The organism is uncultured Gilvimarinus sp. (genome assembly GCF_963972205.1).
Taxonomy (GTDB): Bacteria; Pseudomonadota; Gammaproteobacteria; order Pseudomonadales; family Cellvibrionaceae; genus Gilvimarinus; species Gilvimarinus japonicus.
Genome location: NZ_CAXAUC010000001.1, coordinates 119,727 through 132,841 on the forward strand (window position 1 = coordinate 119,727; position 13,115 = coordinate 132,841).

The 13,115-nt window shown below is 52.4% G+C and carries 10 protein-coding genes; 7 read left to right on the forward strand and 3 right to left on the reverse strand.

Annotation, left to right across the window (positions count from 1 at the left end; genetic code table 11):
* Positions 1-24 precede the first annotated feature (24 nt).
* Genes betT through AACY82_RS00525 form a run of 4 tightly spaced genes read left to right on the forward strand, consistent with a single transcriptional unit; the run spans position 25 to position 4,462 of the window.
* Positions 25-2,019, forward strand: coding sequence for a choline BCCT transporter BetT (gene betT / locus AACY82_RS00510; protein WP_339614799.1), 1,995 nt, complete (start codon positions 25-27; stop codon positions 2,017-2,019).
* Between the two features lie 28 nt (positions 2,020-2,047).
* On the forward strand, positions 2,048-2,758 hold the full coding sequence (locus tag AACY82_RS00515; protein WP_339614800.1) for a ZIP family metal transporter: 711 nt from the start codon (positions 2,048-2,050) through the stop codon (positions 2,756-2,758).
* 33 nt (positions 2,759-2,791) lie between these two features.
* Positions 2,792-3,532, forward strand: a complete 741-nt coding sequence (locus AACY82_RS00520; RefSeq protein WP_339614801.1) for a TIGR01458 family HAD-type hydrolase — start codon at positions 2,792-2,794, stop codon at positions 3,530-3,532.
* A 27-nt stretch (positions 3,533-3,559) separates the two neighbouring features.
* Entirely contained in the window at positions 3,560-4,462 is a 903-nt protein-coding gene (locus tag AACY82_RS00525) for a Gfo/Idh/MocA family oxidoreductase (protein WP_339614803.1), read from the forward strand.
* 58 nt (positions 4,463-4,520) lie between these two features.
* Here AACY82_RS00525 and AACY82_RS00530 read toward each other — a convergent pair whose 3' ends face one another.
* The 3 genes from AACY82_RS00530 to AACY82_RS00540 all read right to left on the reverse strand — a co-directional run bounded on the left by AACY82_RS00530 (position 4,521) and on the right by AACY82_RS00540 (position 8,357).
* Entirely contained in the window at positions 4,521-4,913 is a 393-nt protein-coding gene (locus AACY82_RS00530; protein WP_339614804.1) for a hypothetical protein, read from the reverse strand.
* Positions 4,914-4,954: 41 nt separating this feature from the next.
* Positions 4,955-6,163, reverse strand: coding sequence for a sodium/glutamate symporter (gltS, locus tag AACY82_RS00535; RefSeq protein WP_339614805.1), 1,209 nt, complete (start codon positions 6,161-6,163; stop codon positions 4,955-4,957).
* 109 nt (positions 6,164-6,272) lie between these two features.
* Positions 6,273-8,357 carry a TonB-dependent receptor gene (locus AACY82_RS00540; protein ID WP_339614806.1) on the reverse strand — a complete coding sequence of 695 codons (2,085 nt, stop codon included), beginning with the start codon at positions 8,355-8,357 and terminating at the stop codon, positions 6,273-6,275.
* A gap of 173 nt (positions 8,358-8,530) precedes the next feature.
* Here AACY82_RS00540 and AACY82_RS00545 point away from each other — a divergent pair, with 173 nt between their 5' ends.
* The 3 genes from AACY82_RS00545 (at position 8,531) to AACY82_RS00555 (ending at position 12,945) form a co-directional block, all read left to right on the forward strand.
* The gene (locus AACY82_RS00545; protein ID WP_339614807.1) at positions 8,531-9,547 is read left to right on the forward strand and encodes a helix-turn-helix transcriptional regulator; all 1,017 of its coding nucleotides are present in this window, start codon (positions 8,531-8,533) and stop codon (positions 9,545-9,547) included.
* Positions 9,548-9,671: 124 nt separating this feature from the next.
* Complete coding sequence (locus AACY82_RS00550; protein WP_339614808.1) at positions 9,672-11,570, forward strand: metallophosphoesterase; 1,899 nt, start codon at positions 9,672-9,674, stop codon at positions 11,568-11,570.
* An 820-nt stretch (positions 11,571-12,390) separates the two neighbouring features.
* The gene (locus AACY82_RS00555; protein ID WP_339614809.1) at positions 12,391-12,945 is read left to right on the forward strand and encodes an ankyrin repeat domain-containing protein; all 555 of its coding nucleotides are present in this window, start codon (positions 12,391-12,393) and stop codon (positions 12,943-12,945) included.
* Positions 12,946-13,115 lie beyond the last annotated feature (170 nt).

The window sequence follows — 13,115 nt, forward strand, 5'->3', positions numbered from 1 at the left end:
TTCGTTTTACTGAGTGGGGGAATCATGGCGTCTGAAGATGTGTCAGAGCGCGAACCAAAATCGTGGATAAAAATCAATCCGCCGGTGTTTTTTGGCGCGGGCGGTTTGTGCCTGGTGTTTGTGTTATTCGCGGTACTCATGCCGACAACGGCCGAGAGCTTGTTTGGCTCGGTTCAGGGGTGGGTAATACACTCAGCCGGTTGGTTTTATATTTTGGCGGTGGCGCTCTTTTTATTGTTTGTCGTGATTTTAGCGTTTTCCAGCTTTGGCAATATCAAGCTCGGCCCCGATCACAGCGAGCCGGATTACAGCTACGCGTCTTGGTTTGCCATGTTGTTCTCAGCCGGCATGGGTATTGGGCTGATGTTTTTTGGTGTGGCAGAGCCCGTAATGCACACCATGAGTCCGCCGGTAGGCGATCCGGGCACCGCAGAGGCGGCCCGCGAGGCGATGCGCATTACCTTTTTTCACTGGGGCATTCACGCTTGGGCTATTTACGCCGTGGTGGCGCTGTCGTTGGCGTACTTTGCGTTTCGCCACAACTTGCCGCTAACCATTCGCTCTGCTTTGTACCCATTAATTGGCGATAAAATTTACGGCCCCATCGGCCACGCGGTGGATATTTTTGCCGTGCTGGGCACTTTATTTGGTGTGGCCACCTCGCTCGGTTTTGGGGTGATGCAGGTCAATGCGGGGCTCAATTATTTGTTTGATGTGCCGTTGGGAACGGGCATTCAGGTGCTGCTGATCGCGATTATTACCGTGTTTGCCACTATATCAGTAGTGCTCGGTCTCGATGGCGGCATTCGGCGAGTGTCCGAGTTAAATTTAATACTGGCGGTGGTGTTGGTGGTGTTTGTGTTGCTGGCCGGCCCGACTGTTTATTTGTTGCAAACTTATGTGCAAAACATTGGTTACTATCTCTCCCGTATCGTCGATACCACCTTTAACTTGTACGCCTATGAGCCCTCCGGCTGGATTGGCGGCTGGACGTTGTTTTATTGGGGCTGGTGGATTGCCTGGTCACCGTTTGTAGGGATGTTTATTGCGCGGGTATCCCGTGGCCGCACCATTCGCCAGTTTGTGGTTGGTGTATTAATGGTACCGGTGGGCTTTACCTGCCTGTGGATGACATTTTTTGGTAACACCGCGATCCACATGATCATTAATCAAGGTGTTACGCAATTGGCCGATGCGGTCGCCGCCGACACTTCGGTAGCGCTGTTTCAGTTTTTTGAATATTTACCTTTTTCTACGATCGCCTCGTTATTGGCCACGGTACTGGTGGTCACCTTTTTTGTTACCAGCTCCGACTCGGGCTCACTGGTGGTTGATATGCTTACCTCCGGCGGCGAAGGTGACGATACCCCGGTTTGGCAGCGTATTTTTTGGTCCGTCACCGAAGGTGTGATTGCCGCCGCGCTGCTGATGGCCGGCGGTTTACAGGCGTTGCAAACGGCTACTATCGCCAGTGCGTTGCCGTTTACGTTTGTGATGCTGTTAATGTGCTGGGGGTTACTGCGCGCGTTGAGGCTAGAGATGGTCAAGCGGATTAGCCTGCGCGACGCCATGTTAGCGCCGCGTGTGGCACACAACCCGGTCAGCTGGGAGAAACGCCTGTCGCGCATTGTCCGCAACCCTAACCGCGATGAAGTGCTTAGCTATTTAAGTACGACAGTCAGCTCGGCATTGGCGCGGGTGGCGGCCGAGCTGGGTAACAAAAAAATTCGTGCACAGGTCGAAAGCGATGAGCACGATAGGACGTGGCTCAATGTTTTTCATGGCGACGAGGCCGACTTTTTTTACTCGGTGCATGTTCGCCCATACACTCCAGCGTCTTTTTCCATGCGCGATACGCGTGCCAGCCGCGGTGAAAAACTGCGCTATTTTCGCGCCGAGGTTTACCTAAAAGAGGGTGGCCAAGATTATGATATTATGGGCTGGAATGAAGAGCAGGTAATTGCTGACGTGCTCGATCAGTATGAAAAGCACATGCATTATCTCGATGCTGTGCGTTAACCGAAAAGAATCAATAAGGGGCGGGTAAGTGCAGCAAGAAGTTGTCATTGTATTGATTACCTGGGCCGCCGGGGTAACGGCGTTAATCGGTGGCTTTGCCGCCCGCTATGAAACTTTTAAAGAGAGCGTTGCCAAGCAAGAGTTTATTCATGCCATTGTCGCCTTTGGCGGCGGCGCTTTGTTGGCCGCTGTGGCATTTGCGTTGGCACCGCACGGTATGGAGGTGCTGTCGCCACTGGTGTTGGCGGTCAGCTTTTGTGCCGGTGCGTTAATTTTTTGTGCGCTGGACGCTTATCTTGCCAAGCGCGGCGGTACATTTTCGCAGTTTTTAGCGATGTTGATGGATTTTATCCCCGAGGCAATATCGCTGGGCGCCATTTTTGCCGAGAACCGCCAAATGGGTTTGGTGTTGGCGGCGTTTATTGGCATGCAAAATCTACCCGAGGGGTTTAACGCATTTCGCGAGCTGAAAAAAAGTGGTGTGCGTGGCCGCACGATTTTATGGGTGTTTTTGGGGGTGAGCTTCTTGGGGCCACTGGCGGCATTAATGGGGCATTATTTTCTTCAGGGTCGCGAAGAGGTCACCGCCGTAATTATGTCGTTTGCCTCGGGTGGTATTTTGTATCTTATTTTTCAGGATATCGCCCCGCAGGCGTCTATGCGACGTCACTGGTCGCCACCACTGGGCGCTATATTGGGTTTTTTGGTCGGTATGCTGGGGACTGTCATTATCGCTTAAATCAGAGCCCAATAAGCGCTTGATGGAGGTGGCATGATTAACGCCATATTTTTTGATTTGTCGGGTGTGCTCTACGATGACGATACACTGTTGCCCGGTGCACTGGAAACCTTAGCTGCGTTGCGCGCAAAAAATTACACATTACGTTTTCTGACCAATACCGCAACAAAGTCTCGCGAGCAGATAGTCGCCAAGCTGCAAAACCTTGGCATCGAACTTAGCCCTACCGAGCTATTCACCGCCCCCGATGCGGCGCAGGCCTATGTCAAACAGCAGCGGTTAACTCCCTTTGCCTTAGTGCACCCGAGTATTCAGCCGCTGTTTGCTGTGAGCGGTGCGCCTAACTGTGTGGTGTTGGGTGATGCCCGCGAGGAGCTTAACTATCACAACCTCAATAAAGCCTTCCGGTTGTTAGTCCAAGGTTGCCCTTTACTGGTTATTGGCGACAACAAATACTTTCGTGAGGGCCGCGAGCTAAGCCTTGATGCTGGCCCTTTTGCCCATGCCTTGCAATGGGCTGCCGACTGTAAGGCGCGAGTATTTGGCAAACCCAGCGCCGATTTTTTTAACCAAGTGGTTGCCACCACTGAATTTGCCCCCAGCAAGTGCTTGATGGTGGGCGACGATGTGTTGGGCGATGTTGGCGGCGCCCGCGATGCAGGCTTGCAAGCGGTGTTGGTGGGTACTGGTAAATACCAGCCTGGCGATGCCGCTAAACTTACGCCTGCCGCCACTAAGGTTGACTTAGTCGCAGACATCTTACACCTGCTGTAACATAAGCATTTTGACCGAGACTAACCTATGCGCATTGCTTTAGTCGGGCTGGGCGATATCGCCCAAAAAGCCTATTTGCCCGTTGTTGCTCGTCACGCAGCGATTACGCCAATGTTATGCACCCGCGATGGCGCTGTTTTGCAGTCGTTGTCCGAGCGCTACCGCATTGCCGAGGCTTACGCCGACTACCACGAACTGCTGGCCGCGCGGCCGGATGCGGTGATGATCCACGCCAGCACCGCGAGCCATTACACCCTTGCTCGGGCGGCGTTAGAGCAGGGCATTGCGGTGTTTGTCGATAAGCCAATCAGCTACCAACTAGACGAGGCGGAGGCATTGGTAGCCTTGGCGCTGAATAGCGACACGCCTTTGTTTTGTGGTTTTAACCGACGTTACGCGCCTTTGTATCAAGCGCCGCTAGCCACACCGCCTGTGAATATTTACTATCAAAAAAATCGCCATAATTTGCCGGATGATGCCCGGGTGTTTATTTACGACGATTTTATTCACGTGTTAGATTTTGTTCGCCATGCTGCAGGTGTGTTAGATATCGACAGCGTAACTCCGTGGGTTAGTGCCTATTCTGAGCGGGGAAAACTGGGCAGCGTACAGGTGTGTTTTGCGTTGCATGGACGCCATTTTACCGCAGCCATGAACCGTTTAAGCGGCCAGGCGCGCGAGCGGCTAGAGTACAGTACACATAATCAAAGTTGGCAGGTGGATAACGTCGCAACGGCAACCCACTACAAAGAAAATTGCGCTTTGCCACTGGGGTTTAACGACTGGGATGACACCTTATACAAACGTGGCTTTGTCAGCATGATCGATGAGTTTATTGCGGCGGTACGCAACGGCCGCGCCGACGCCGACTATTTGGCCGGGGTTTTAGCAAGCCATCGTTTGTGTGAGCGAGTATTACAACAGCTGTAGCCGATGGGTTATGTCTGCCCCGCACGGTTGGGCGCGAGGCAGATCGCCGGCACAGGCTTTAGGGCGGCGGCATAAAATCGTCTTGATCGTCGGCGGCACTTTCTACCGTTAGCTTTAGCTCTAGGGCGCCGTCTTTAACGCCGGTTTGCTCGCCCAGAATAACCATCACACTCGGCTCAATTGTGCGGCCAGCGGCGCTTAAGCTGGTCTCGGCCATGGCCGAATTGGCGTTGTCGGAGGTAATGGTGATGGCAAGCTCGTAACCGTTGTCGCCGGATACTGATACCGATGCTTCTTTACCCCCGCTAACTAACATCGAAGGTGTGCCCAATACTTGGCCGTCGGCGATAACGGTTGCGGCTACGTGATAATCGTTAACGGCGTGGGCGCTAAATGATAAGCAGGCAATGGCCGCGCCAAAAATAATACCAGACAAACTAGATCGTTCCATGAAGGTGCTCCCGGTTAAGTGTGTCGTAAAATAGCCGTGTTTTACCAGCTGCCCATTAAACCCAAGCACAGCTTAATGGTTACGGCGTTAAGAATGTCGATAAAAAATGCTCCTACTAAAGGAACAATTAAAAATGCTTTGGGCGAGGGGCCGTAACGGTGAGTGGTGGAGTCCATGTTAGCAATCGCCACCGGCGTTGCGCCAAGCCCGAGCCCCGCAAAACCCGCCGATATTACCGCAGCATCATAATCGCGCCCCATCACCTTGAATACGACGTAGATCGCAAATAAGGTCATAACTAACGTTTGCAGTAAGAGTGCAAGAATAATGGGGGTAAAGCTGTTAACCAGCGACCAAAGCTGCAGGCTCATCAAACTCATGCCTAAAAACAAGCTTAATGATATCTCGCCAAACTTAGCAATAACGCCATGGCTTACCGGCAGCTTTAAATGATCGGCGGCGTTGGTGAGAACAATGCCCGCGAACATCGCGGTGAGAAACCCCGGCAGTAGGATGTTGCGTTTGGACAGCAGTTGGTTGGCCAGTTCGCCTAACTGTACACACAACGCAAGTAACAAAATAACGCCCAAAATGGCGCTTAGGCCCCAAGGTTTTTGATCTATCTCGGCGACTTCTATCTCTATATCGTGTTGTTCTTTTGCATCAACTAAGGCCGGTGATAATTGATTCTTTTCAATCAGCCATTTGGCAATAGGTGCTCCGATAATACCGCCGGCGACTAAACCAAAGGTAGCAAAGGTGATGCCTATAGCGCCGGCATCACGCAGGCCTGCGGCCTCGGCTTCGGCGCCCCAGGCAATGGCGGTACCGTGGCCGCCGGCAAGCGAGATACTACCGGCCATTAAGCCGTACCCCGGGTGCACGCCTAGCACCGTGGCAAGCACGACACCGACGATATCCTGCAAGAGTAAAAACACCGCAGCCACCGCCACTAACCTGGCCAGTGCGCGGCCCCCGCTGGCCAGACTGCTTAGTTTGGCCGCAAGGCCGATGGTAGAGAAAAACACCAGCAGTAAAAAGTCGCGTATTTGCATATCAAACAGCAGCTGGACGCCACCAATAAAATACAAGGTGGCGGTCAGTACGCTAAACAACACGCCACCGGTAACCGACGGCGGGATATTGCTGCTACCCAGCAGCTTAATGCGCTGATTAATGTAGATACCGACAAACAGTACCAGAATACTCACGATGAGCGTGGGAATGGGCGGTAGAGTCAGGGTTGTCATGGCTGTCCTTGCGTTGCCTGAGCAATTGACTCTAATTATAGCGGTATTGATACAAAAAAGCCCCGGTAAAACCGAGGCAATAGGAAGCGCGTTTTTAAAAAGCCTGAGCCTAAAATTGATAGGCTACTGTTGCTTTGATGTTGCGGCCAGGCTCGTAGTCAGTCAGGTACAGCTGACCAAAACGGGGGTGAAAACTGGTGCCCGTGCGCGATGACTGCGACGCGTAAAACTCGTCAAATACATTGTCGATGCCGGCGGTAAGCTGCAACCGTTGCAGCGGTTGCCACTGCAGCGAAATATTGTGCACGGTAAAACCATCTTTGGCGTTTTCGAGGGATGCGCCATCCAGGTCCGGGCCTGCGGCCACATCATCTACCATCAGGACATCGTAGTGCAGTGCTAAATCCAGGTTGCTAAAGGTGTAGTCAAGGTTAACGCTCCAGGTGTCGCCCTGCTGGCGGTCGATGCGGGCACCTTGGTACTGGCTGTACTCGTCAAAGGCGTCCAGTTCACTTTCGGCATCCGAATAGGTGATCAGCGCGCGCAAACCGCCAATGTCGTACCCCACGTATGCCTCAACCCCTTCAATCTCCATATCGCCGACGTTGTCCATGGCCGGACTGGCGTATTGGTAAATGTAACCGTCGATTTCAGTGTTAAAGAAGGTCGCCCCGACGCTGAACAGATCGGCGCCCACAATGGCATCGCCGTAGGCAAATGCCAGCTCGTTGTTGACGCCGCTTTCGGCTTCTAGCTCAGGGTTGGGGGTTTCAAACAGACCGGCACCAGTAAACACCTCGGATAACTCCGGGCCTTTAAACAGCTCGGTGCTGGATGCTTTAAAAACCAGCGCATCGATGGGCTGAAACTCGGCGGCGATGGAGGTGGTGACATCGTCGTAAGATTTATCCACCACGGTCGAGTTGACGTCGTACTCATCAAAGCGCACACCGGGGATTACTGCAAACATGCCAAGCTCGATGCGATCCTGAACAAAAACGGCCGAGTTGGTAGCATCTTCGCTTGAGGAGTCAACGCCGCCTTCGATGTAGCTGGCCTGGTATTCGGTCTCGTACTTAATTACGTCAACACCGTAGGTAAGGGTTTGGCTGATGCTACTGCCAAACTCGGTTTCGCCGATGATGTTAAAACCGGTATTTTTTGCATCACCCTCAACAATGGCCGCCCAGGTAACAAAATCGGTGTTTTCGGCGTAGCCGCTTTCATCGCGCCACAGGTTGCTTTCGTTTTGGAACACCGCCGCTTTAATTTCGGTGTGGCTACCAATAAGTAAATCGTAATTGGCGGTAATGGTGTCGCGGCTAAACTCGGTAGGCCATAACAGCGGCACACCCAAAGAGTTGGTAATTGCCAAATCGGTGGCTAAGCCCATATCGGGGCGGTAGCTATAGTCGCCCTCGTCGGTGTATGACTCGTAACCGATCTCCAAACGCTGGCTGGGGGTAAAGTCAAAACCGATCTTAATCAAGGCGTCATCTATCTCGCCTTTAAGGCCGCGCACCGTGCCGTCGGTACCGGGCAGCTCGTTGCCATCACTGCCGATAATCTTGCCGCCACCGACCTCGTAATTGTCGCGTTCTACCCGGTTGTAGTAGGCCAGCAAATCCACAGTGTCGCCCAGTTGCGCAAACGCTGCAATCGAGTAATTGTGGCCCGAGTTATCGCTGGCGGTGCCTTGCAGGCGTGCGCCAAAGCTTTCACCTGCGGCGAGCATGTCTTTCGCCTCTTTGGTTTCAAAGCGCACCGCGCCGCCTAAGCCACCGTTAATCACCGAGTTGGTCCCTACATCAATATCCACCGACTTAAGAATATCGGCGTGAATTTGCAGGTTACCCATATGGTGATACATGTACGTATTTTGGTTGGCGCCATCGATGCTGATACGCAGGTCTTTGTCATCCATGCTGCGGATGGTAATGCGCTGGTTCATCGAGTGGGCACCGCCCACATCCACCCCTGGGATCGTGCGCAGCAAGTCGCTAATGTGGTCGGCTTGGCGCATGGTGATATCGGTGGTGTCCATATACACGGATGAGGCTTTTACCTCAGTGCCCCATACAACGACTTGCTCGATCTCGGCGGGTGCATCACTGCTAGAGACAGAATTTTGTGCGAATGTGGCTCCCGAGGCGGCCAATAAAGCCGCGGCGGCACAGGTTGATTTAATGGGCATGGGTATTCCTATAAGTGGGATTGTGTAACGTTCGTTAATATTGATGAGAATCATTTTTATTTATGATACATTTGCCAAAGCGAATAAGCAGGCTGCAAAATCGTCAAATGGCTATGGTAAATCGTCAAACTGAGGCGAGTGCGGGGTTGCCAACATCAGGGAGGCCTTAGGCCGTGCAAAAGCTGCGAATAAAGCCCAGTAAAAGCGATTCAATCGACGCCAACCAGTTGCGCCAATTGGTGGGCCCGCTCGCGTCCGATCATCGCTTACTGGGCGAGGCGAGTGGCCCAATGCTAAAAGGACATTTTTTTAGCCGCCGCTTTGGTGCCGATATGTCGGTACACTGCGTGGATGCCCACGAACTAGAAGATCGCGCCAGCAGCAGTGAGTGCCCTGCAGGTATTAGCATTAATATTTTGTTGGCCGGCGCGGTGCAATTTAGTCTCGGGGCGCAGCAGTATGAGTGCCGCGCCGATGACCGGCCCCTTGGGTTAGGTTTGCGCTTGGCCGAGCGCGAGCTGTTTACCCGTCAACTGCGCCGCGGCGCTTATGTTTGCAAGGTTAACGTCAGCTTAAGCGAGGCTTGGGTACGCGAGCGCTTTGATGGCGCGCTACCTGATATTGGCGTATCCACTGCGCGTCAGCAGCCAGTCGTAAGCTGGCAGCCCGACGAGCCGCAACTGCTGCTAGCCCATAAATTACTCAGGTTAAGTGTAGGTGCCGAGGCCAGTGCTGAGGCTAAAACCAAGACTCAGGCGATGATCTCCATGGAGGCGGCCGCCATTGAGCTGGTGGGCCGAGTGTTGCACGGTGAGGGCAAGTCCGAGCCGCTCGCGGCAAACTCTGCCAATAGGGCGGCCGATGCGTTGCGCCAATTACTCGAACGAGACCTGGCCGGTACGCTGGGTTTAACCGCATTGGATCTAACCTCACTGGCCCACCGCGCGGGTATGAGCGTGAGCACCTTACAGCGTCGTTTTAAGTCCGAGTGCGGCATGACGGTGATGGAGTACGTGCGCCAACGCAAGCTTGAGATGGCACGCAACGCCCTCGTGGTAAAAGGCCGCTCGCTGCAAGAGGCGGCATTTCTTGCCGGTTACGAACACTCGTCTAATTTTATCAGCGCTTTTAAGCGACGCTTTGGGGTGACACCGGCAAACTTGGTGCGTCAGCACCGCGCTGACTTGTAGCGGGCGGCAAACTTGTTCACATCTGCCGCTCGGAACTGTCTCTGGTATTGCCCTAGTGCGTTGCGCTAGACTTTGTCATCTTAACTCCCATAAGCTTTGGATTTTACCGCTTCAAGGATCGATTATGTCCGCTTTTTCTACTCGTCATTTACCGGCTTTACTATGGTCGCTTATCGCGTGTGTTGCCTCTGTACAGGCTTGGGCTCACGGCTCAGGTGAACACAACCACAATACGACTGACAGCGCCGCTGAGTTTGTAAAAATACACGCAAGCGATGTGGTAAGCCCCTGGACTCATCTGAGTTTTAATAACGACCCTAATACATTTCAGTTTGCCATTGTTACCGACCGCACTGGCGGTTTGCGCCCTGGTGTGTTCTCGCAGGCCGTCGATAAACTAAACCTATTGCAACCCGAGTTTGTGGTCAGCGTGGGCGATTTGATTGAAGGCTACACAGAGGATCGCGCGCAACTGGCTACCGAGTGGAACGAGTTTGATTCCATGGTGAAACGCTTAGCCATGCCGTTTTTTTACTTGCCCGGCAATCACGATTACACCAACCCAGTAATGGCCGACGTTTGGCGCGAACGCTATGGCGCCAGCTACTATCACTTTGTTTACCGCGATGTTTTATTTGTAATGCTTAATTCCAACGACGGCGGCAGTACGCATACGATGTCGGGTGAGCAAATCGATTGGTTAAAAGGCGTATTAAAAGCTAACCCAGAGCCTAAATGGACGCTGGGGTTTACTCATGCGCCCCTGTGGGATAGAGACGAGCAAGACCGCTGGAGCGAGGTTGACGCCTTATTAGAGTCGCGCCTGTACACCGTATTTGCCGGCCATCATCACCGCTATGTAAAAACCGAGCGCAAAGGCCATAAGTATTTCACGCTAGCCACCACCGGCGGCATTAGCAGTATGCGCGGCACGCGCTTTGGCGAGTTTGACCACGTGGTGTGGGTTACCATGAGCGATGACGGCCCTATTATCGCCAACTTATTGCTCGACGGCATTTGGGATGAAAACGTGCGCACCGCACAAATGCGCGACAATCAAAACAACATGATCGACAAAGGCCGCTTGTCGGCCCCGGCATTATTGCATCGCGGTAACTTTACCGAGGGCACCGCCGAACTTCGCTTTACCAACGATTCAGATATTCCCTACACGGTAACGACAACCGCCCGCGCCAACCAAGGTTTTAGTGTGATAAGTGATTCACCACAAACCCTTACCGTGCCGCCCAACGAGGTGCGCACCATACCCGTAGCGCTAAAAAGTAGTAAGCCTGCGAGCGGCAATCACAACGCCGCCCATGTAGATTGGCAGCTTGAGTACAAAGACGGTGATACACCCATCACCTACGAGGGCAGTCGCACCATTGCCGTAAGTCGCGAATACCCGATTAAGCCTATTGCCGATATCGAACTCGACGGTAAACTTACCGAGTGGCGGGGCCACGAGTTTTTTAATGCCGCTGACAATCAGTATTTTCAGGCAGAAAACTGGAGTGGTTTGAGCGATGCTGACTTTGGTTGGTCAGTGGCCGAAAGCGGCAAGTTTTTGGTGCTCGCGTTAAAAATCACCGACGATACCCTGGTGCGCAACGACAGCGAAAACATCTGGAGCCAAGATGCGATGCTTATTACCCTAGATGCGCGCCCCAGAAGCCGACGCTTACTAAAACAAACCTACGACAACCGCGTGCCCGGCGAACGCTATATTGTGTTGCAGCCAACCGCGAATGGTTTTGTTAGCGCGTTAAAAGGTAACCCCAAAGTGCCTGATTCTGTGCGTCAGAAAGTAGTGTTGACCGACTCGGGCTACACCGCTGAAATCGCGATCCCATTTAGCTTGCTTGATGCCGATCATGGCAGCGAGTGGGACGGTGTAAGGCTGAATGTGCTGCTGCGTGATGTCGACCCGAATGAGCCCGGAATGGTAGGGCGCGAGTGGTTGTCGGCCTGGGGGTATGAAACAACGGTGGCGGGGAGCGGGAGTTTTTATCGTTTGGAGTAACGTGTGTTGCTCTGGATGATCGCGCTTTGTATCAGGTTTTATATCGTCATACCGGCCTTGAGCCGGTATCCAGTGGTTTTGCTGTCTACGTAGTGGTTTGGGTGGCATACGATGGCAATGGTTGGTTATTACCTTGTGTGCCCTTAGTCGCCGGGCGGGCGAGTCACTTTTCTGTTTGGCCAGAAAAGTGACCAAAAGAGGCCACCCCGGCATCTCAGCCCTAACGGGTCCCCTCTCTCCGGCCTATTTTAGCGGGCCGTCTCGACACTGCGTCCCTGCACTGACGAGACTTACGTGAGCGTCCTGCTCACTTACCCCCTAAAATAGACCTGCGCTCGGCTGGCTACAGGGGCCCCAAGGCGGTGCTTCGTAGCTCGCTGAACCGACGTAATATTTTTACATCGTCATACCGCCCTTGAGCCGGTATCCAGTGGCTTTGTTACCTTCTTAGTGCTTAAAATGCTATACGGTCGCAATGGTTGGCATAAAAATCATCGTTGGTTAGTATTATTAAATAACAAGCGCTTACACAATATCGGCACATATTCATACGGCGAGCAGTGTTTAAATGGATACTTGTATTTAGCTCCATTTATTCTCTTCCTTTTGGCTCTTTTACGGGGCAAACGCGTAACCGCGCGTTTATTGTGAGCCGGCTTACGTTGACCTTTCTAAGATAAGCGATTCGGCGCTTTTTTCGTTATAAAATTAACGGGGTATATCTTGGTGCTAAAGTGTATTCCATACAAGAAAGGTTGCCGGGCGTATTTTTTAACTCGCACACCAATAAGGTTATAAGCATTAAGTATGGGAGTGACTTATGGGTCGAACATTTTCATTAATTATTTTTGCATTTTTCTTCAGCAACTCAAATGCGTCTGAGTTGTGTGAAACTTTATACCGAGCTTCAGAGCTGGGCGAGTATAATACAGTGACAGAGATAGTTTCATCGAATTTAAGTGTGACTTCATGCGCGGGAAAATGGGGGTATACCCCGCTGCATGGAGTGGTAAGTGGTCATGGTGTATTGGTGAAAGGCGATTTGGATATAATAAATTATCTAATTAAAAATGGTGCCAATGTGGAGGCAAAAGCGGATGGGGGAATTACTCCATTGCATATAACACCGTACCCAGAGGTGGTTGACCTCCTTGTCAAGCGAGGTGCAAACCTTGACGCGACTGACGATGATGGCTCTACGGCAATAATGTTTAGCGTGGAAGACAATAATGGCTCAGCTGCTCTGCTGAAATTGCTTGAGTTGGGCGCTAATGTCAATCATCGCAACAAAAGAGGTCAGTCTGCGCTCGATATTGCATATAGTAGAGAGGAGCAAGATAAGGTCAAAATACTTAAGAAATATGGTGCCAAGTAGTGCTTAACCGTTAAGCTTTTACCCACCCGCAGAGCCTTTTTTGTTTACCCCCGGTTGTGCGATATAATCCGCTCTCGCATCAATTGGGGCGTGCCGTTGGGCTGTAATATAGCCTCAGTCGTGGCAGCCAACCTTGTTCTCTCAGCCTTACCCATCAAAAAGTCGACATT

Coding starts and splice junctions, on each gene's coding strand:
- gltS (WP_339614805.1), bottom strand. CDS start 6,163: ATGACAACCCTGACTCTACCGCCCATTCCCACGCTCATCGTGAGTATT.
- AACY82_RS00530 (WP_339614804.1), bottom strand. CDS start 4,913: ATGGAACGATCTAGTTTGTCTGGTATTATTTTTGGCGCGGCCATTGCC.
- betT (WP_339614799.1), top strand. CDS start 25: ATGGCGTCTGAAGATGTGTCAGAGCGCGAACCAAAATCGTGGATAAAA.
- AACY82_RS00525 (WP_339614803.1), top strand. CDS start 3,560: ATGCGCATTGCTTTAGTCGGGCTGGGCGATATCGCCCAAAAAGCCTAT.
- AACY82_RS00550 (WP_339614808.1), top strand. CDS start 9,672: ATGTCCGCTTTTTCTACTCGTCATTTACCGGCTTTACTATGGTCGCTT.
- AACY82_RS00555 (WP_339614809.1), top strand. CDS start 12,391: ATGGGTCGAACATTTTCATTAATTATTTTTGCATTTTTCTTCAGCAAC.
- AACY82_RS00520 (WP_339614801.1), top strand. CDS start 2,792: ATGATTAACGCCATATTTTTTGATTTGTCGGGTGTGCTCTACGATGAC.
- AACY82_RS00540 (WP_339614806.1), bottom strand. CDS start 8,357: ATGCCCATTAAATCAACCTGTGCCGCCGCGGCTTTATTGGCCGCCTCG.